This window comes from Candidatus Anaplasma sp. TIGMIC (assembly GCF_028204095.1).
GTDB lineage: Bacteria > Pseudomonadota > Alphaproteobacteria > Rickettsiales > Anaplasmataceae > Anaplasma.
Genome location: NZ_JAQLOH010000022.1, coordinates 1 through 18,465, shown reverse-complemented (window position 1 = coordinate 18,465; position 18,465 = coordinate 1). Strand labels below are relative to the sequence as shown.

The window sequence follows — 18,465 nt, the reverse complement described above, 5'->3', positions numbered from 1 at the left end:
CCAAAGCTGTAACCAAACGAGCCAACTAGCCCCGAACCTCCTCGATATTGTGGCCGTTCCCCCAGAACGCTTTCAAATCCTAGATCTGTTTTCTCTATATCGACGGTTCCCGTTGCCACGTTGGAACTATTACAATGGCCTTTCGTGCCTTTACCACTGTTCGCGCTCGATCCCTTTCCACAAATCTGCTTATCAATGTTGGGATCACTCGCCATAAGCGCCCGAGCGAAAGCGATTCTTATGCAATATGGCTCATTGAACTTGGTACTGCTGTCTCAGTACCCTTTTACACAAAACCTGCGCATGAACTAAGGATCTCCCTTCGGGCTTCTCGCACATATGCGATTGTGGTACATTCTCAGAGGTTACAGATTTTGCTCGGTAAACCTAATATAGTACGACGAATAACATATACTGCAGGTATCAGGCATGTTTAGTGGCATAGTCGCGGAGATCGGCATAGTAGAGAGTGTTGTACCCCTGGGGGCTACTGACATGGCAGTGCGGGTCGAGGTAAAAAATGATGCGTTCCTTGCACGTGTTGTGGAGGGTAGTTCGGTCCTGTGTGCAGGTGTATGCCTAACTGTGGTAGAACGCGGAGCTGCACATTTTCTTGTCAGTGTCTCACAAGAAACTCTACGTACAACGAATCTGAGGCTGTGGATTCCTGGCTCTCGAATAAATCTAGAAAATGCGCTCAGAGTTGGTGACCCTCTCGACGGACATATTGTACAAGGACACGTGGATGGAGTGGGAACAGTCAATTCCATATCGCAAGTTAACGGCTCTCACATCATGAAAATACATTGTGACAGCTCCATGTCTAAGTTCATAGCTACGAAATGCTCAGTATCGCTGGATGGCGTGTCGCTAACTGTAAACGACGCATCACCTGGGTCGTTTAGCGTGAATTTGGTTCCATACACGTGGGCTCATACCACCCTACAGCATAGTAACGTGGGTGACGAAGTGAACATAGAAACTGACGTAATAGCAAGACACATAGCAAACCTTATACTAACACGGACATGAAGTCAGTTGTCTATGCTAGAGGAAGCACAAAGCCTCTTGTTCCCATCGTATCACGTGCACAAACATAAATTGAACTAGTAGCCTGTAAGTATCCTGTCAACCAGCTCTGCTACAGTCGGAATATGTCCATCCCGATAAAATTCGTCGCTGCCGAATCTATACGCATTATGCCCAGAAAACATTAGCTCTTTTTCACAGTCTCCCGTGTGTATTATGTTCTGCAAAGTCTTTTGAATGCAAAAACTCCTAGGATCGGGCTTTTCTCCGGTGTTATAGTCATCATGGTCTTTCCAGTTGCTGAACTTGCAGTGGCTCAGACATCCCATGCACCCTATTTGATCCTCACGAATTTCGCGAGCCTTTTCCGCGGTCACAAAAATAACCGTGTCGCTTGGCGTTTTCATCATGGTGTTGTAACCAGCTGCAATCCATGAATCAACGTTCTCTTTGTCGGCAGCTCTTATATACACCCCGCCTGCTCTAGCTCCCAATGTTATCTCAGTATCAAACTCGCCCTCACATTCTTTTTTGAAGGGCACTTGGCGCGCATTCCTCTGTTGTAGCTCCCGTATAAACTCATTCTTCACAGCTGAAGAATAGAAACCAGTTGGGCTGTACCGGTTCAGAAATACATCACCCATGTGTAGCGTAAGAAGTTTTTTTTTCCAATATTCTGATATAGGACTCTCCGCAGTAACCAAGGGGCGAGTACCAAACTGAAATGCCACTGGCCCTATACGCTCATCGTCGAGCCAGTTTTCCCATTCCTTCAGATGCCACACACCACCTGCCATGATTATGACTACATCCGACAAGCCAGCTTCATTCATGAACGTTCTAATGTCAGCCACTCTTTCGAATGGCCCTTGCGGCTCATCTGGCGCCTCGCTATTGCTAAGGCCATTATGGCCTCCCGCAAGCCACGGGTCCTCATATACGACGCCGCCCAGCAAATCCTGCGGAAACTTTTTGTAAGAGCGATTCCACAAAATCCTAAATGCCCGCGCTGAGGAAACTATCGGGTAGTAGTACACACCATATTGTAGAGCTATTTCTGCAAGTTTGTACGGCATACCAGCACCACAGGTGATGCCGTGTATCAGCCCTCTTGCCCCTCCCAAAATGCCATGCAGGACTTCAGTAACGTTACCCATCTCCCACAAAACATTCATATGTATCCTACCACGTCCTTTGGATATATCATACGCAACTCGTGCCTGGCTTATGCCTGCTCTGATGCTGTACTCTATGAGTTCTCTATTGCGTTCGCGTCTAGTTTTTCCGCGATATTGGATAGGAACGTACTCGCCATTGTCATCTACAAGATCTGGACTTGCTCCGGAAAATGTCCCCACCGCACCTGCCGCTGCAAACGCTCCTGAGCTCTGGCCATTACTTACGCCTATTCCCTTACCCCCTTCCACTATTGGCCATACTTCACGACCAGAAATACAAACTTTTTTAATTCCCTTAAGCAAAAGAGCACTCCTCCCAAACCAACTAGTCATCCTCCTACATTCGGGGGTTTTCCACAGTGGAACCACGACATGTCCGAAAGTCTAGCACTTATGGGTGCTTACAGTCAATTGAAATACAGCTTTTAGCGCTGGGGTGTAGACCTAATATCGCATGTTCAGTACAGGAACATTATCCCCAACCTTGCGCCCTAACGGTAATACAGCAACTAGAGTTTTCTCTTCGCTTTTACATGGCACTCGCAGCATATTTTACTGAGGTTCAGATGTAAAAATTCACTACAAAATCGCCTGTGGATAGTTGCACATAATTACCAACTTTGTCTTGTTTAATATAAATGTTGTGCGCCGTGTAGTAAGGTTAGCAAAGCTTTGCTCGCTACTTACCAATCTGGAGTACTTTAATCGCCTTTAGCGCACATGATAATCTGCCGTCAAGCCCTTTAACCTCAGCTCATGTCTTGAACTTTAGAAGCAGAAATTACTGTAAACTTCGATTCGGCCATGATCAACGTTTGAAAATACCGCACCCGTCATATCGCATAGAGTACGTACAAGGCCAGTATAACCGTTTTGGTCGCTGAGCGCCGCTTCACAGCAAGGATAATTCTGCTTTCATACTGCCCCGTAATGAGTTACCATCACCGTCTTCGTGTCTTAAGATATAGTGGCCATGGAACCTGTTCTAACAAAGTTAAGCAATAACTTATCTGTCATCACCGAAAGGGTGGAAGGCGTAAATTCTGTAGGAATAAACCTTTGGGTCAAAGTAGGCAGCAGACACGAGGTATATGAAAAGATCGGGCTAGCGCACTTTCTCGAGCATATGGCTTTCAAAGGTACAAATACCAGATCTGCATTGGATATTGCAAAAATTTTCGACGCTATAGGTGGCAATTTCAATGCCTACACCGACAAAGAGCACACAGTATACCATCTAAAGGTCATGAAAAAAGATGTTGGGACTGCTCTCGATGTGTTAGCAGACCTAGTGCTGGAATCGGCCTTCCCCGAGGACGAGCTGATGAGAGAAAAAGATGTGGTATTACAGGAAATTTACCAAACCAACGACTCGCCAAGCAGCATTATATTCGACAAATACATGGAAGCCGCTTATGAAGGTCAGATTTTCGGAAAATCAATCTTGGGCTCAGTGCAGACTGTCCAGAACTTTTCTAAGGAAGATTTGGTCGCACACATGGATGAGCATTACTTTGGAAGCAACATGATTCTCTCAATCGCTGGAGATATTTCCCATGACGCAGTATTGGAAATGTCTGCAGGCTTTGCCAAAATAAAGGACGGCACGCACAAGCACGTCTCCGCGCCAGAGTACACCGGCGGTCAGTATTTGGAGCAACGCGACTTAGAGCAGGTACACGTAGTTCTAGGCTTTCCAGGCGTATCGTACAATGATAAGAGGTATCATGCATTACAGGTCTTGGACACAATACTGGGAAGTGGCCTGTCTTCAAGGTTATTCCAGGAAGTGCGAGAAAAACTAGGGCTGGTCTACAGTATTTATTCTTTCAACTCAAATTACTCAGACTGTGGAATCTTCTCTATACATGCCGCAACAGAAAGTTCTAAATTGCCAGCACTACTGAAGACTGTAACATCAGAAATAAGGCGCATGCCCAACACTATAGAAAGCGATGAACTAGAACGAGCTAAAAGCAAGCTTGAGTCCGAGATATTGATGTCCCGAGAAAGCCCCGTAGCACGATCCGACGCAATAGGTTACTGTTACTCCAATTACGGGAGATACATAACAAAGGAAGAATTAATCGAAAACATTCGCTCAATAGGGGAAAAGGAAGTACAGGAAGCAGGAAATTGGCTCTTGAGTAATAGTGAAAAAATTACCCTAGCAGCCATAGGTAAACTGGATGGGCTGGCGTCAAGGGACGATGTCGTTGCAATGCTTTCGTAGACGTACTTCTTGCGCCATGCCACTGCGCATACAACGCTACCAAGAGTAAGTGAGATATATGTGGAGCATGAAATGGGAAAATATGGCTTAGCAACTTGTGCCCGCGAGGGCACTTCTCTTTATGTACTCACACAGGTTATAAGCTATCAGGACCCGTAGTGTGTGGGAGTAAACCTGATGCATGCGATTTTATTTCTTCGTCGGTATATCTCAATTTTGCAGCCCCAGAGCTCGGGACAGACGCGTGTTGAGCCCACAGGCCCCATAACATCCTAGAGTGTTTACGGAACATACAAACGCTGATCCAAAACTAAAGAAGGATTATTGCTGCGCTCCGCCCGTATAAAACTTCGTCATAAACCCTACCGTACGTGCGAAACGATATGAGACATAACAAGAACCTAGTATACTCACGAAGATGTTTTTATGTTTTCTAATACCGCACTGCGTACACACCTTGTGATATTAAAACAGTTCCACAATGCGCAAGCCGGTTAAGCGCATCTAACGTACAACTCATCTTGCCGACAACTTTATACCTGCAGTATAAAACACGCACCTATTAGGAAGTCTCTATAAATGGGTAATCCAGCTCCAGCAGATCCAATCCCATGAACGAAAGATGCTATAAGCTCCTTCGCAAAACTTGGCAATCATGCCACTTCCATAAAAAGTTTGATGCTCCTACATAGAAACATGAACTCCTCGTTTCGCAGCCGTTTTCGACTTACTTCCCGGAAAACATATGCGTAAGCAGCTACAAAATCCGGAAAAACCCACAGCGCCGACTATACCGTTAGACAGCACAAACCAAGACCCTGCCCACAATGGCATACGGTATCTATTACCCTATTGGCCACAATGCAGAAGCTTGGTTATTCCATAAAATTCTATTTTCCTTGGAAATGTTTCTTACCAATACCCAACAGCACAAAACCTAACTCTACAAGCGTAAGCACAGTCATCATTGAGAACGACAGAGCTACACGCCAGCCCCGCTATAATCAACCCTGCTGCAGCTCATCCAGGCTACTAAGTCGTGGGTCACGGCAAAGTTATATGCACCAGAGTTCTGCTTGCGTCTGCAGTACATGCAAACCGCCTATAACTACCCTATACCAAGACCCGCTCCCGGCACTACCCCGTAGACGCCAAAAATACCCGATGGCAAATGACTGGTACAGCTGCCTGCAGGCCATAACCTAACCTCGTATAGCAGCCCCCGTTATATGCGGTAACAGGCCCGCAACATCGAAACACCACCCCCAAGCCACCAAACAATGCTCAAGACAACAATACCCTACTGTCCCGCAAGTTTTAGGACCATTTCCCTCTCTATTTCTTCAGAAATGCTGTCGAAGTTATGAGCAGATTCATACCTCTTACCATTTATGAAAAACACGGGCGTAGCATTCACATCAAGCTTGTTAACGGCATGAAACTTCTGCTGGACGATACGGTCCATAAGCGCATCATCCGTGGTGCACCTTTTGAATTCATCATCAGAGATATTGCTGATTTTCGCTATGTTTACCAAAAGCCCAAGATCCTTATACGTGGCTATCAATGTATCAAACGAACTGAAAACTGCCTTTACGTACGAGAAGAAAGACTTATTGTCCTTGTAGCACATGCCCAACATGGCCGCCCTCAATGACAACCTATCTAGCGGAAAATCACGGTATATATAAAGGACCTTACCCGTGTCCACATACACACTTTTTAGACGGGGAAACACCTTGGTCGCAAAGTCAGCACAGTGCGCACAGGAGAACGAAGCATACTCTACAATAACTACCGGAGCGTCTTCTCTTCCCAAGAACCTATCATCCGGTAACAAACCCACAAGCTGCTCTGCAGTCACTTCAATGGCAACACTATCGGTGATAGACTCACCACCCTCGTTCGCCTTTACCGCTAGTGGCCCCATAACGCAGACCGCACACACAGCCACCGCTGGGAAAACTCCCAAAACAAACCGTAAGAACGCCATAACCCCCACCAAAACGAAAGTAAACACCACAAAAGACGTCTACCCACCGCGCGAAAGAAACAGCCTATTTTGCTGCGTCGCCCGCACTTTCTCCAAGCTGCCTGTCATACATTTCAGCAAAATCAATGACTTCCAGCATCAACGGAGGGAATCCCGCAGTAGACGTGACCTTAGCTACCACTTCCCGAACAAACGGGAAAAGTATCCCAGGCGCAGTAATTAGAAGCGCCCTTTTAACTTGCTCCTGGTCAGCACCATCTTCCACAGAAAACACGCCACAATACTTCATTTCGCACACAAACGCAGTGGTCTTTTCTACCACAGAGTCAATGTTGATCTGTAAAGTTACTTCATACAAAGCTATATCTGCCGGTTCGCCCTCAGCAGTCTTCACAGGTAAAGAAGTCGAAGCAACATTCACCGATATGTTAATCTCAGGAGGCGTCTTACTTATCATAAGAAACACCCTCGGAGCATTAGGATTCTCAAAAGACAGATCCTTTATGTATTGCCCCTTTACTTTTATCTTTGGTTGCACTAGAAACCCCCAGACGGAAATACCGCAATTAATTGTTGATTAACGCTGGCCAAACTATAATATGGTCAAGTACTTTTGTACATAGCCTTTGTGAAAAATTGTGGATGGGTATGGTTGAGTTGGCGATATATGCGTTCGTTGCGGCCTTTATTTTCTTCCGCCTATACAGTTCCTTGGGAAAGGCATCCAGCATCAATTTTCACGGTGGCTGTGCTACTCAGGAGGGTCCAGGCGATGGCAGGATTCCTCTCGACTCGCAGCACGAATCTCAAGATCCAGAGCTTGACACTATTGTCGAGCCTGAGTTTCTCGAAAGCGTGACTGAGGGCATCGAGGAGGTACGTAGTAGAGATCCTAGCTTCTCGTTACAGCATTTCATGTCTGGGTCTGCAGCAGCGTTTGAGCTTATCATGAAAGCCTTGGGTCAGGGCGATGTTAAGGTATTGTCGTCGCTGTTAAGCGACAGTATGTACAAATCATTCGAAGCTGAAATTCAACGCCGCAGCAGCGGCGGTCACGTACATGAGGATGTCGTGGTCTCCGTGCTATCTCAGCGTATAGAGGCTGCAAAGGTAGTCAAGGACATAGCATATATCACCGTTAAATTCAGAACAGAGCAGATGAATATCGTTCGTGATAGCTCGGGAACAGTTGTTGACGGCAGCGTTTCTAAGATCAATGTGGTCGAGGACTTGTGGACCTTTGAGAAAGATGCTGACTCACCAAGTAGGAAGTGGTACCTCTCCGCCACAAGGTAGAGTAAACCTTGCAGGCCTGACCGCGATAGTGGCACTTAATTATGTTGCCCCTGAGGCAGCGTCCCCATAGTCGGAGTGCTTTTTACTAGATTAAGCCGTATCTTGAGTTGCGCCACTCGGCGGTACACTGTCACAGAGAATACCAGTTTGCCGCAAAACTACTATTTCTCCACCCTCAAGTACATTCTCTCGGCACACATAGGTCATGTACAAAGCGTATAAAGGTTGCCGTGCCGAATAATATAGTAATGTCTATGAGCCAGCCAAATGCATGTTTGTGCCTCAAAACATACACAGCTTTTTGCGTTGTTATTACGTTTTAGGGAACCTACGAAATATTGGCAGCAAAATGCTCTAATTTTCGTAACTGCAATACCTTAGCAAGGATTCCCAAAGCTGGGACCACCACAAAACCCGTGCGTATATATCTGAAGAGCTCAAAAGCTTACAACTCGTTGCGAAGGGAACTCAAGCACGGTGACATCACTCCCCAAAATTTGACTACCAACTCAAGTTACATGCCGCATGACTATAAGGAAGATGGGTAAGTAACTGTTCAAATCAACACCTAATCTTGTTGCACATAGAACATGAAGAACTGCGATATAGCCGTGCCCTAATGTCTTACAGATCGGAATAGGCGCGGCTGTGCTCTTCAGTGGACTATGGCGTTATGGAATATTGACACCTCTATATGCACCAAAAAACTGCTGCAGTGCCCTCAGCAGGCTAGCTGCACGCTAGGCCCCTTGTAGGACACTACCCTCAGAGGAGAAAATCTTGGTGACTCTCTAAACAAACACCCGGTGCTAGTATAGGCAGCATTACACACATACGTACCATATCTTTCTACCGCCAACACAATACGCCGCAAGCACACCGCCTACTCTAGAAATAGTGCCGCCTGTTGCAATAGCGCACAAAAAGCAAGGGCCATACCTGTTCCACCATTAGTTGGCACATTACAGGCCCATGTTGTACTGCTTAAAAAACTTTCCTCCGATCTTCTATGGCTTTAAGAATCATAAAGCCCATGGTGCCAACAAGCGCACCCATAGGCACAACTAGCATAGACTTCACAAGTAATCCACTTCCATACACGGCCTGCCCATTTTCTATGACGCCATTCCAATACGCGTGGATTATAGTGGCAATAACTGTGTGGAAGAAATACCCAAATACCATAATGATCATATTTGAGACCGCTGTCGCTAACGCTACTGCCGAATGGCCTACATATTCTATGGCCTTACACACGGTAACCAACTGGTATGCTGAGCATATCCCCACCACGAGCAACTGAATAGCTACGCTTGTTCCTGTACTACAACGCCCCATCAACAACATGATAAACGCCAGCACAGTTAGGGTACCGCAATATATTATTATGCTGTAACCATTAACAGACTTACTCAGCATGTAGCTAAACACCAGGGATCCTATACATGACCCTACGAACACTGAAGAAGGAAGAATGGACGCATATTTGCTGCTTATTCCGCAAACTTCAATCAAAAACGCTGTAGCCCATCCATCAGCAAACCCCTCAAGTGGTCCTATCATGCATCCCCCAAGAAGGCTAATTACAAGCAGCTTCTTGTTACAAAGCACCACTTTGACCTGATCGAGAAAACTGCCTTTCTCTATTGAATCTCCTGTATCGTATATAACCAGTGCGGCAAGTATCGCTAAAATACATCCTGACGCGATGATTAGTAATAATATCTTATTCCAGCCGTACTCTTCCACTAGAGTAAGAACTGGCATGCCGCCATACATAGCACCCAAAAACCCTATAACCATGGCAATGGCAGTCATGATCGCAAATCGTTTACCAAAATACATGTTGGAAACTTTAAAGATAGACAGCGCAGCAGCCGCAGAGCCAAGCCCTGTTAGCACTCTACCCATCTGCACTAGTGGCCAAACATCAAATAGCATGGGAACCATGCCCAGTACCGTCAGCGCCATGCAACAGGGAACGACCCGCCTAGGGCCATATCTATCTATCATTATTCCTAGTGGAATATGAGCTGCTGTGTACCCGATATAGTAAAAAGCGGAAAACTGCCCCAAAGAAAACGCCCCAACACCAAACTTCTCCATTATCACACTAGAAAAAGTGTTCGGCATAACCCTGAAAATGTACTGCAGCGCATAAAACATGGCTATGAGAAACCAGGCAAAGAAGCCTCTGCTTGCTATTCCACTCCCATTTACACCCACGACAGACCCCGCATCCACAAAATAATACCGGGGATGGTACCCCATAACCTAGAATTAGTACAGCACATCTTCTTTTGCGGTCTTTTATTGAAAAGGGCGGTAAACTACTAGAATTTCTGGTGCGCGTCCGACACGCAAGCCTCGCTCTCATGTAAGAGTTCTACTACGCGGCGGTGCACAGAATAGATATCGCATCCCCCACCTGCTTCATGCTCGTGACAGCGTACCAACCTGCATCGGTGTTTATTTTCTTCAGCAACATGCAAAAATCCTTCCCTAACCCTGTTGTAGAAGTCTACGCTGCTGCTCTCATACCCATTTCTATCTGCCCTGAGCAAGGCCCTGTCAGTATCCACATCTATTATGAATGTTATATCAGGCACCACACTTGCTACCAGTGAATTCAGTTTGTATATGAGCGCTAAATCAATACCACAGCCATATCCCTGATACGCAACAGTAGAATCTATGCAACGGTCACTAATTACTATTTTGTTCTCGCTGAGCCCACGCTCTACCACCTTAGTAAAGCTCTCCCGGCGCATGGCCAAAAGTAAAAATAGCTCCGTAATAGCATCTACCTGGCAACTCTTTCCTCGCAAGAAGATGCTTCTGAGTTGTTCATTGAAGGACGTTCCCCCTGGTTCCCGCGTTAGGACTACATTATCCTCACCGTGTAGTTCAGACATGTACCTGGCTAGAAGGATAGACTGCGTGGTTTTCCCACATCCGTCTATCCCCTCGAAAGTTATAAACATACCGCCCAAGAATAACTTCAGCAAAATTCTCGCGTCTCAACAAACTTCTCCAGTGCGTCTACGGAGTTTGCACCACAAATGTTCATACCACGCACTGACCCATCTATTCTGCGCAACAGCCCCGTGAGCACCTCACCAGGCCCCGCCTCGACAAACCTAGTACAACCCCGCTTGACCAGGTACTCTACACTCTCTCTCCAGCGCACTCTACTGACCACCTGCTGGGACATAAGATCCTTTATTGCATCACAATCCCCGCATTCACCCGCAGAGACGTTATAGACAACGCTAATTTCCGGGAGCTTGAAATCCTGGGTACTGATGAAATCTCTCAGCTCCTCATACGCAGGCTTCATGAGTGACGAGTGAAATGGGCCACTAACGCGAAGATGAATTATTCTCTTGATAGCCGTTCCTTGTACCAGCTCTGGCAAAACACTTAGAGCCTTGCTCTCCCCGCTAACAACAGTTTGCCCAACACAGTTATCATTGGCTATCTCGCAAATTCCACGCTTCGAGGCACCTTGTACTACCGACACAACATCGTCCATACTCCCACCTATGAGCGCAGCCATGCCCCCCTGACACAATTCAGATGCTCTGGCCATAGCCCTACTTCTAACGTCTAGTATCCGAGCTGTGGTGGATATATCTATGGCCCCTGCTGCGCACAGCGCGGAGTACTCTCCCACAGAATGCCCCACGACGTATTTAGCTATCTTGTGAAGGGGCACACCTAGAACGTATTCAGCTGCCCGGACAACTGCCATTGAAACAGTCATAAGCGCTAACTGTGCATTGCTAGTCGACGTAAGAACGTCGTCGGGACCCTCAAAAATTATACTAGATAGGCTTCTTCCTAAGGCCTCATCGACCTCTTCAAACACCCTGCGGGCCGAAGCGAAATTGTCATGCACTTCCCTGCCCATGCCAACGAACTGCGACCCTTGTCCAGGAAACATAAATGCAGTAGGCACAGCCACTCCCCCTAGCGTCTACATGTGATACGGTCATTATTACTCAACACAACCTAGGTAGTCAAAACTATTATTCAAAGTCAAAAATCTGGCTGGATCTTCTAAAATCCCACGAATTTTTCGTGCATCACCACAGATTCACATTTCGCTATTCGAGAAAATATACACGTATTTTTACCCAGCTGTAATCCAGAGCAAAACGTAAGCTCCACCTCAGTGCAATGCTGGACCACATTGACACGGTCTAGTTTCCCTGATAGGATCGGAGCCGGTTTTGTTTCTTCGCAGGAGGGCTGTAAGAATGAGGAGGGGAATACACCCTGAGGTCTATCCGATCACAGTTGTTTTCACAAACGGTACGGAGAGAGATATGCTCTCGTCTGCGGGTAAGCCCGATGAGAAGGTAAAGGTGCACCTGGAAAGTGACAGGTTTAATCACCCTGCGTGGAATCCTGGGCTCAGATCCGGCAGCACAAGAAATAGCAGAGCGGCGAAGTTCCTAAATAAGTACGGCGACTTATAGAGGCGCGCTGTGCGGGGAATGACCGTTGCAAGTCGGTGCCGTTACCGAACGGTAGGGTACGTTGCCGCCGCAGGGTCAGAGCAGCGTGTCGGTTGTCTTAGAAGTTTCTACAGTGTCGTGGATATGCAGAGCAGTCCGGAGTCGGATGTCGACCTTATGGTTGTTGTCGGAGGGGATGGATTGATGCTGCACAGTCTGCACAATTACGTTATAGGTCCGAACAAAAAAACTCCTGTATACGGGGTGCGCCACGGAACAGTGGGGTTTCTTTTGAACAGCTGCGCGGAAGAGAGCTTGCCTAGTAGAATCGAACGGGCAGTTGCTACGGAGCTAACTCTGCTAAGCATGGATGCCGTAGATGTAGATGGCAATAATCACAGTGCTATAGCGGTAAATGAAGTATCGTTGTTCCGCGGGACTCACCAAGCAGCTAAGCTTAGGATTAGCCTTGATGGCAAGGTTGTCATGACTGAGCTCGTTTCGGATGGCATTATCGTGGCTAGCCCGGCAGGAAGCACGGCGTACAACTTCTCTGCAGGAGGGCCTATTCTCCCATTTAATTCAAACGTTTTGGCGTTGACTTCGGTGAACTCTTTTCGTCCCAGAAGATGGCGTGGGGCCCTAATACCTAATAATGTTGAGGTTGGTATAGAGGTGTTAACACCTGAAGCACGTACCGTGAGTGCAGTTGCTGACTATACAGAGTTTAAGAACATTCGAAGCATAAAAATCCGGCAGACCAACAGCAACAGCGTAACGCTGATGTTTGACCCAGAACATAGGTTGGAGGAAAGAACTATTGCGGAACAGTTTCTTGTGTAGGACCGAGAATGTTGCGCATTGTTTTTAAAGAATCTATACTTCCCACAGTTTGAGCTTAACGAAGATACTTGTGGATATTGCTTACTCGTTTGATGATGTTCTGATAGTCCCTTCGTGTTCCGATGTGTTGCCCGCAGATACAGATGTGAGTACATACGTTACCCGTGAACTGCAGTTGCGTATCCCAATTATGTCTGCAGCTATGGATACAGTTACGGAGTCAGGGCTAGCTATATCGGTCGCGCAGCATGGCGGCATCGGATGCATACACAAAAATATGTCGATCGAACGGCAGGTGGCCGAAGTACAGAAAGTAAAAAAATTTGAGAGCTGGATAGTGAGCGATCCAGTAACTGTGCATCCTGATGCGCCTTTGAAGGAAGCTCTCTCCATCATGCAGCAGCATAGCTACTCAGGCATACCCGTAGTAGACAACAGAAAGCAGCTTGTTGGTATAATCACCAATAGGGATGTGCGTTTCGTTGAGGACTTGAGCTGCAGGGTGTGCGACATCATGACAAAGGAAGCCCTTGTAACCGTACGGGAAGGGGTGAGTCAGTCAGAAGCTACGCGTCTTTTGCACAAGCACAAGATAGAAAGATTAATAGTAACTGATGAGAATGGGTGCTGTATTGGTCTCATCACGGTTAAAGATATAGAAAAGTTCAACAAGTTTCCTAATTCTTGTAAAGACAAGAAAGCCCGTCTGCGTGTTGCTGCGGCTGTGGGTGCAGGGCCTAGAGAGGGCGTGGAGCGCGCGGAAGCATTGATCAACGCTGAAGCGGACGTAATAGTAGTGGATACCGCACATGGGCACTCCACGAGGGTCCTGAATACCGTGAGAGAAATAAAGGCACTGTATCCCTACGCTCAAGTTATCGGTGGTAATGTAGCTACAGCTGCCGGAGCCCTAGCTCTTATAGAGGCAGGGGTTGACGCCGTGAAAGTTGGCATAGGCCCTGGGTCCATATGTACAACCAGAATTGTAACTGGGGTTGGTGTCCCGCAGTTTTCGGCCATACGGGACGTTGCTGCAGCATGCAGAGGAACCGGTGTTGGTGTCATAGCCGATGGGGGCATTAAGCACTCAGGAGACATAGCAAAGTCCATAGCAGCTGGAGCGGACGTAGTCATGATAGGGTCTATTTTTGCAGGAACCGATGAGAGTCCCGGAAAGATAGTGATCTACAGTGGCCGTGCATACAAGTGCTACCGCGGTATGGGCTCAGTGATGGCCATGAAGGATGGCGCAAGTGATCGTTACTTCCAAGAGGCCAGTGGTAAGTTTATACCCGAAGGCGTAGAGGGCAGAGTCCCGTTCAAAGGGGCTGCTTCCGAAGTTATATATCAGCTGGTAGGTGGGCTCAGGTCATCCATGGGATACACGGGAAATAGGACCATAGCTGAAATGAAACAGAACTGCAAGTTTACTGTCATTACCTCTGCAGGTCTGCAGGAAAGCCACGTGCACGGTGTAACAATTACCCAGGAGACCCCGAATTATCACCCTCCTTTTCAACCTCAGTAGTGCGTTCATGACGTTGCTGTAACATAGATCGCGGGTTGGTGTCCTCCATATAAAAAGCGTGCTGCACTTCCGTGATCTCCAAGCGCATGAAGTAGGTGTCACGTTATAGTTGGTGTACGCTTTGCCGGTTTTCATGGGTATATAACTCTTTTTCCTGGCGCAAGAGCCAGTCATTCTTTTTAGTCGCAACACGTGTATTTCTTCATGGCACCTGGCAGAATTTGTTACCCTATGCAAGGTGAGCGTAAACATTTTGTTATTTCTACATGCGCTAACATGAGGCAAGCATTCGTGTACTGCACAGGGTTTAACTCTGAGTATTCTTGTTGGTAAGCTAGCATCTCAACGCTGCAGTGTGTGGTCGGTTTTCGCTGTGTTGGGCGGATTGTGATGCCACCTGTATCGAGACTTGTTTATAGAAGCTGATAGAACTGCGCTCCACCAATGACTTCAAATGTTCCAACACAATACAAACCTAATACATAAGTTTCTCCCATGGACGCAGGATTAGTCATATCGTCACATTATACGTGAACCCGCTGCAAAGCGAGGAAATACGCGATTGCTTTTAGCCCGTGGCGCCACTAAATAAAAATCCCAAAAGGTGTTTAACAACTCGGCAGGCTCCCAAACCTCGTAGAAAAAAATCATACTTTGGTATAGGAAACATTTAAATGTGGCTTTTACTCACGAAAACAAAATGTGCTAGCGTTCGTAAAGACGCACAATGCACAGAGAGAAGGGCCTGATTCTATCTGTGTTGTCTGCTTTATGCTTAAATCTTTTGCTCTACAGCTCGAATGGTGATTACCATTACGTAACCCGAATGTATACCACGTGTACTGCTCTCCAACTGCACTACACAGTCCGCGAGTTAAGCCTTCCGTCCATGAAGCGAGCTCCTTTAGCTACATGACCAAAACAAAACAGCCCCTGCTACGAGTCTCATCCAGTATACGCATATATTGTTTCCAAATTGAGTCTTTATGTAAATGGCAACGCTTCCGGACGTTCTTTAACTGAAACAAGTTTAAAGCACACCAGAGCTTCTGTACGCATACCACAAAATTTTGCTGGCATCTCACTCTGAAACTACAAAAAATACGATCTTTCACTGGGCAAATCTTTGACTCTCAACACCACATATAACGAAACCTTCGTCGTCTGTGATGCAAAGCTACTCGCTATACCTCTCACGTAGAAAAAACGCTATTGATAACCAAAACCACGATCTTCATGCAGCCATGTGCGCGCAAAACCGTGCCACCATTTTTCTCTGCACGCATATTTCGGACAGATTGTTGGCAATATAATAAATCACTCTCCACATGTATAAACGCGTTGTGTAATGGTTTTTTCTTCCCGCAGATTAAAATAGCAAGATGGGTATTATCGCTTATTACAGTAAATAAGAATAAGTCCAAGGGTGATTAGACATCAACTATAAAAGATTGAGCGCTCTTCGCCAGAAAACATTACCGTTTCTGAACTTCAATTAATGTAATAAGCCCGATCACAAAACGTAATATCTGCACAAGTCAATAACTCCAAGGAGAACCTTCTGCGCTGAAACCGGCTTGTATGATCCCGAAACTTTTCCACGGATTGAGAAGACTAAAAACATCTACGAACTACGTGTATCAAGAACCTGTAAAATATCCGCCGTGGACTAGCTCTCAACTACCAGCATAACGATATGCCTGCCTCAGCTATGGAACCGCTGTAAATGCATACCTGGAGCTAGCTGTATACACACAGATAGCCTAGCGTGACAAACCAGCAAACTACCCTTCGGCGATGCCCTAACACAACAATACCGTCTCACAGAACGGCGAATGGTGATGTCATAACACTAATCGCTCTTTCAAGTAATGGAACCTCTACTACCACACCACATACGTATAAGATAAAACTATGTCAGCACAAAAACAGCCGTAATTGCTTTATTAAAAGCAAAAAGACCACAATCTGCCCAAACGGCCAAACTTGCAACCCATTGATCACATAATGGCACTATGAACAAAAATAATAGAACTTAGTACACTAAATATTGAGCATGCTGAAGAGTACGCTGAACCTAAACATGAGTACCTTCGAATACCCATCAATAGCTCAAAACTACGCAATATTGCGCGGTAATCTACCAGAAGCCCTCCTCAAGAACAGAAACGTCCAGCGGGAGACTAACTTCGGTGAAGTTAAAGAATTCCCCCTCAACTCGCCATAGGGGTACCGCAAAAGCCGTGTGGACAACACTTGCGCAAAAGCTGAAACTCTGCAACAGGAAAGAAAAAAGGCTGGCAGCGACCCTCTCTCCCGTGTCTTAAGACAAAGTACCACAGGCGCTAGGAGGCTTAACTTCCGGGTTCGGAATGTTACCGGGTGTTCCACTCCTGCCATAACCACCAGCCAATCTGTAAAGCGACAAAGTTAAAGTAGAAAGACCTGATAAAGTTTCGAATAGTGCAGTCTTAACACTGCACGCATCCGCAAAATGAGTAAACCAATCGGGCTATTAGTACCGGTTAGCTACATGTGTTACCACACTTACACACCCGGCCTATCAACGTGATAGTCTCTCACGGCCCTAATGGGGAAATCTAATCTTGAGGGAGGTTTCTCGCTTAGATGCTTTCAGCAATTATCCCGTCCATACGTAGCTACCCAGCAATGCCGTTGGCACGACAACTGGTACACCAGAGGTATGTCCAACTCGGTCCTCTCGTACTAGAGTCAGATCCTCTCAAATTTCCAACGCCCACGGAAGATAGAAACCGAACTGTCTCACGACGTTCTAAACCCAACTCACGTATCACTTTAATCGGCGAACAGCCGAACCCTTGGGACCTGCTCCAGCCCCGGGATGTGATGAGTCGACATCGAGGTGCCAAACGGTGTCGTCGATATGAACTCTTGGACACCATAAGCCTGTTATCCCCGGCGTACCTTTTATCCGTTGAGCGATGACCCTTCCATTCGGAATCACCGGATCACTATGACCGACTTTCGTCTCTGCTCGGCCTGTCGGCCTCGCAGTCAGGCAGGCTTTTGCCATTGTACTATAAAAGCTGATTTCCGACCAGCTCTAGCCTACCATCGCACGCCTCCGTTACTCTTTAGGAGGCGACCGCCCCAGTCAAACTACCCACCATACAATGTCCTAGCTCCAGAAACATGGAGCCTAGTTAGATGTCAAAAACACGAAGGGTGGTATCTCAAGGATGACTCCACAAGGGCTGGCGCCCCTGCTTCAAAGTCTCCCACCTATCCTGCACATCGCATTCCTAACACCAATGTAAAGCTATAGTAAAGGTGCACGGGGTCTCTTCGTCTACCCGCGGGTACCCCGCATCAGCACGGGGAATTCAATTTCGCTGAGTTGATGCTGGAGACAGCGGGGAAATCGTTACGCCATTCGTGCGGGTCGGAACTTACCCGACAAGGAATTTCGCTACCTTAGGACCGTCAGTTTTACGGCCGCCGTTTACTGGGGCTTCAACTCGGAGCTCTCACCCCTCATATTAACCTTCCAGCACCGGGCAGGCGTCAGGCCCTATACATCCACTTACGTGTTCGCAGAGCCCTGTGTTTTTAGTAAACAGTCGCTACCCCCTGTTTTGTGCCACCTGCAAATGGTTGCCCACCTACAGGTCACCCTTCTCCCTAAGTTACAGGTGCAATTTGCCGAGTTCCTTCAGCATCATTCTCTCAATCGCCTTAGTATTCTCTACCTACCTACCAGTGTCGGTTTGCGGTACGGACTTATTAACTTAAGCGCTATTTCCTGGGACCTTTTTAGGGCATGCGTCAATCCAATAAGACACATACCGGCACTAGATCCGTCACGCTTAAAAGGTTCAGGAATATTAACCTGATTCCCATCGACTACTCCTTTACGGCCT

13 protein-coding genes and 2 rRNA genes are annotated in these 18,465 nt (G+C 46.9%); 6 read left to right on the top strand and 9 right to left on the bottom strand.

Annotated elements, in window-relative coordinates; all coding sequences use genetic code 11:
• Nucleotides 1-215: hypothetical protein (locus PGW94_RS03185; protein WP_271758575.1), on the bottom strand; the 215-nt coding region annotated here is incomplete at its 3' end.
• Nucleotides 216-429: 214 nt separating this feature from the next.
• On the opposite strand from PGW94_RS03185, the gene PGW94_RS03180 reads away from it, so the two are divergent.
• Nucleotides 430-1,032, top strand: coding sequence for a riboflavin synthase (locus PGW94_RS03180; protein WP_271758573.1), 603 nt, complete (start codon nucleotides 430-432; stop codon nucleotides 1,030-1,032).
• A 74-nt stretch (nucleotides 1,033-1,106) separates the two neighbouring features.
• Here the strand turns inward: PGW94_RS03180 and PGW94_RS03175 are convergent, their stop codons facing one another.
• Nucleotides 1,107-2,510 (bottom strand): NAD(P)H-dependent flavin oxidoreductase, encoded by a 1,404-nt coding sequence (locus tag PGW94_RS03175; protein WP_271758577.1) that lies wholly within the window; start codon nucleotides 2,508-2,510, stop codon nucleotides 1,107-1,109.
• 670 nt (nucleotides 2,511-3,180) lie between these two features.
• Here PGW94_RS03175 and PGW94_RS03170 point away from each other — a divergent pair.
• Nucleotides 3,181-4,440 (top strand): M16 family metallopeptidase, encoded by a 1,260-nt coding sequence (locus PGW94_RS03170; protein WP_271758571.1) that lies wholly within the window; start codon nucleotides 3,181-3,183, stop codon nucleotides 4,438-4,440.
• 1,300 nt (nucleotides 4,441-5,740) lie between these two features.
• On the opposite strand, the gene PGW94_RS03165 is transcribed toward PGW94_RS03170, so the two are convergent.
• Together PGW94_RS03165 and secB are read right to left on the bottom strand one after the other, a co-directional pair.
• Nucleotides 5,741-6,463 carry a DsbA family protein gene (locus PGW94_RS03165; RefSeq protein ID WP_271758569.1) on the bottom strand — a complete coding sequence of 241 codons (723 nt, stop codon included), beginning with the start codon at nucleotides 6,461-6,463 and terminating at the stop codon, nucleotides 5,741-5,743.
• Between the two features lie 34 nt (nucleotides 6,464-6,497).
• Nucleotides 6,498-6,971, bottom strand: coding sequence for a protein-export chaperone SecB (gene secB / locus PGW94_RS03160; RefSeq protein WP_271758567.1), 474 nt, complete (start codon nucleotides 6,969-6,971; stop codon nucleotides 6,498-6,500).
• Nucleotides 6,972-7,075: 104 nt separating this feature from the next.
• Here secB and PGW94_RS03155 point away from each other — a divergent pair, with 104 nt between their 5' ends.
• Nucleotides 7,076-7,729: a Tim44/TimA family putative adaptor protein gene (locus PGW94_RS03155; RefSeq protein WP_271758565.1), complete on the top strand. Its 654-nt coding sequence runs from the start codon at nucleotides 7,076-7,078 to the stop codon at nucleotides 7,727-7,729.
• Nucleotides 7,730-8,713: 984 nt separating this feature from the next.
• Here the strand turns inward: PGW94_RS03155 and PGW94_RS03150 are convergent.
• From PGW94_RS03150 to fabD, 3 genes are all read right to left on the bottom strand, one after another.
• Nucleotides 8,714-10,000, bottom strand: coding sequence for an MFS transporter (locus PGW94_RS03150; protein WP_271758563.1), 1,287 nt, complete (start codon nucleotides 9,998-10,000; stop codon nucleotides 8,714-8,716).
• 62 nt (nucleotides 10,001-10,062) lie between these two features.
• Nucleotides 10,063-10,713 (bottom strand): dTMP kinase, encoded by a 651-nt coding sequence (tmk, locus tag PGW94_RS03145; RefSeq protein WP_271758561.1) that lies wholly within the window; start codon nucleotides 10,711-10,713, stop codon nucleotides 10,063-10,065.
• 17 nt (nucleotides 10,714-10,730) lie between these two features.
• Entirely contained in the window at nucleotides 10,731-11,675 is a 945-nt protein-coding gene (fabD, locus tag PGW94_RS03140) for an ACP S-malonyltransferase (protein ID WP_410519526.1), read from the bottom strand.
• 289 nt (nucleotides 11,676-11,964) lie between these two features.
• Here fabD and rpmE point away from each other — a divergent pair, with 289 nt between their 5' ends.
• The 3 genes from rpmE (at nucleotide 11,965) to guaB (ending at nucleotide 14,563) form a co-directional block, all read left to right on the top strand.
• Nucleotides 11,965-12,213 carry a 50S ribosomal protein L31 gene (gene rpmE, locus PGW94_RS03135; protein ID WP_271758557.1) on the top strand — a complete coding sequence of 83 codons (249 nt, stop codon included), beginning with the start codon at nucleotides 11,965-11,967 and terminating at the stop codon, nucleotides 12,211-12,213.
• Between the two features lie 18 nt (nucleotides 12,214-12,231).
• Nucleotides 12,232-13,035 carry an NAD kinase gene (locus PGW94_RS03130; protein ID WP_271758555.1) on the top strand — a complete coding sequence of 268 codons (804 nt, stop codon included), beginning with the start codon at nucleotides 12,232-12,234 and terminating at the stop codon, nucleotides 13,033-13,035.
• Between the two features lie 70 nt (nucleotides 13,036-13,105).
• The gene (guaB, locus tag PGW94_RS03125) at nucleotides 13,106-14,563 is read left to right on the top strand and encodes an IMP dehydrogenase (RefSeq protein ID WP_271758552.1); all 1,458 of its coding nucleotides are present in this window, start codon (nucleotides 13,106-13,108) and stop codon (nucleotides 14,561-14,563) included.
• A gap of 2,295 nt (nucleotides 14,564-16,858) precedes the next feature.
• Here the strand turns inward: guaB and rrf are convergent.
• Nucleotides 16,859-16,973: ribosomal RNA gene (gene rrf / locus PGW94_RS03120) — 5S ribosomal RNA — on the bottom strand.
• 84 nt (nucleotides 16,974-17,057) lie between these two features.
• Nucleotides 17,058-18,465 (bottom strand): 23S ribosomal RNA (locus PGW94_RS03115); the annotation flags it as partial.

Bases quoted from the DNA above. Each gene is read 5' to 3' on its own strand.
- PGW94_RS03170 (WP_271758571.1), top strand. From the start codon at position 3,181: ATGGAACCTGTTCTAACAAAGTTAAGCAATAACTTATCTGTCATCACC.
- PGW94_RS03130 (WP_271758555.1), top strand. From the start codon at position 12,232: ATGACCGTTGCAAGTCGGTGCCGTTACCGAACGGTAGGGTACGTTGCC.
- fabD (WP_410519526.1), bottom strand. From the start codon at position 11,675: ATGTTTCCTGGACAAGGGTCGCAGTTCGTTGGCATGGGCAGGGAAGTG.
- tmk (WP_271758561.1), bottom strand. From the start codon at position 10,713: ATGTTTATAACTTTCGAGGGGATAGACGGATGTGGGAAAACCACGCAG.
- PGW94_RS03150 (WP_271758563.1), bottom strand. From the start codon at position 10,000: ATGGGGTACCATCCCCGGTATTATTTTGTGGATGCGGGGTCTGTCGTG.
- PGW94_RS03180 (WP_271758573.1), top strand. From the start codon at position 430: ATGTTTAGTGGCATAGTCGCGGAGATCGGCATAGTAGAGAGTGTTGTA.
- PGW94_RS03155 (WP_271758565.1), top strand. From the start codon at position 7,076: ATGGGTATGGTTGAGTTGGCGATATATGCGTTCGTTGCGGCCTTTATT.